2 protein-coding genes are annotated in these 1,513 nt (G+C 62.6%); both read left to right on the forward strand.

The genetic code is table 11. From position 1 onward, the window contains the following. Positions 1-213 (forward strand): c-type cytochrome (locus Q1A20_RS26030; RefSeq protein WP_299508593.1); only part of this gene is annotated, 213 nt, incomplete at its 5' end. Between the two features lie 26 nt (positions 214-239). Further along, positions 240-1,505 carry an NAD(P)/FAD-dependent oxidoreductase gene (locus Q1A20_RS26035; RefSeq protein WP_299919716.1) on the forward strand — a complete coding sequence of 422 codons (1,266 nt, stop codon included), beginning with the start codon at positions 240-242 and terminating at the stop codon, positions 1,503-1,505. Positions 1,506-1,513 lie beyond the last annotated feature (8 nt).

Here is a 1,513-nt window from a genome sequence, read left to right on the forward strand (position 1 = left end):
TATCTCTCCAATGAATGTTTGACGTGCCACCGGGCGGATGGCAGCGCTGAGGGTATTCCCTCGATCACGCGCTGGCCCACTGACGATTTTGTCGTCGCGATGCATGCTTACAAAAACAAGCTCCGCCCGCATCCGGTGATGCAGATGATGGCGGGGCGATTGAATGACGAGGAGATTGCGGCGTTGGCCGCCTATTTCAAGGACCTCGATTAACGGGGCTTTTCTGGGAGGAAAGATTTATGAAACTGAACAGACGCATTTTTCTGGGCACTGGGGCGGCTGCGGCTGCGTTGTCTGCCCCGCATGTCTTGGCGGAGGGGCATGGCCGGCCGCGGGTTGTGGTGGTCGGCGGCGGGGCCGGGGGGGCCACGGCGGCGCGCTACATCGCCAAGGACAGCGACGGCGGCATTGACGTCACGCTGATCGAGCCATCGCGCACCTATTTTTCGTGTTTCTTCTCGAACCTGTACCTCGGCGGTCTGAAGGAGATCGACGACATTGGCCATACCTACGGCACGCTGGCGGCCAAATACGGGATCAACGTGGTGCATGACTGGGCCGTGGATGTGGACCGCGACAGCAGGATCGTGACGCTCGCAGGCGGGGCGACGCTGCCCTATGACAAGCTGATCCTCAGCCCCGGCATCGATTTTGTCGACGGCGCGGTTGAGGGCTGGTCGCTGGCCGCGCAGAACGCCATGCCGCATGCCTATAAGGCGGGATCGCAGACGGAACTGCTGAAGGCGCAGGTGGCGGCGATGCCGGACGGGGGGACCTTTGCGATGGTGGCCCCGCCCAATCCGTTCCGCTGCCCGCCCGGACCATACGAACGCGTATCGATGGTGGCGCATGTGCTGAAAGCGACCAACCCCACCGCCAAGATCATCGTGGCGGACCCCAAGCCGAAGTTTTCCAAGATGTCCTTGTTCGAGGAAGGCTGGGCGAAGCATTACCCCGGCATGATCGACTGGATCGGCGAGGATTTCGGGGGCGGCGCGGTGTCGGTGGACCCTGCGGCCATGACGGTGAGCATCGATGGCGAAGAGACGCAGGTCGATGCCTGCAACGTCATTCCCGCGATGAAGGCGGGCCGGATTGCAGAGATCGCCGGGGTGACGGAGGGCAACTGGGCGCCTGTGAACGCCGCGGATATGTCGTCCAAGGTGGACCCGGATGTGCACATTCTGGGCGATGCGAGCCAGCAGGGCGACATGCCGAAATCCGGGTTCTCGGCGAATTCGCAGGCCAAGGTCTGCGCCAATGCGGTGCGCGGCGCGCTGACCGGATCGAAGGTGTTCCCGGCGAAATATTCCAACACCTGCTGGTCCCTGATCGACGCCAATGACGGTGTGAAAGTGGGCGCAACCTACGAGGCGACGGCGGAAAAGATCGCCAAGGTCGACGGGTTCATCTCGGCGGTGGGTGAGAGCGCCGATATACGCCGCGCGACCTACGAGGAATCCGAAGGCTGGTACGCAGGCATCACCGCAGATATGTTCAGCTGATTTGGCGG

Source organism: uncultured Roseobacter sp., assembly GCF_947501835.1.
In the GTDB taxonomy this organism is placed as follows: Bacteria; Pseudomonadota; Alphaproteobacteria; order Rhodobacterales; family Rhodobacteraceae; genus Roseobacter.

Coding starts and splice junctions, on each gene's coding strand:
- Q1A20_RS26035 (WP_299919716.1), top strand. CDS start 240: ATGAAACTGAACAGACGCATTTTTCTGGGCACTGGGGCGGCTGCGGCT.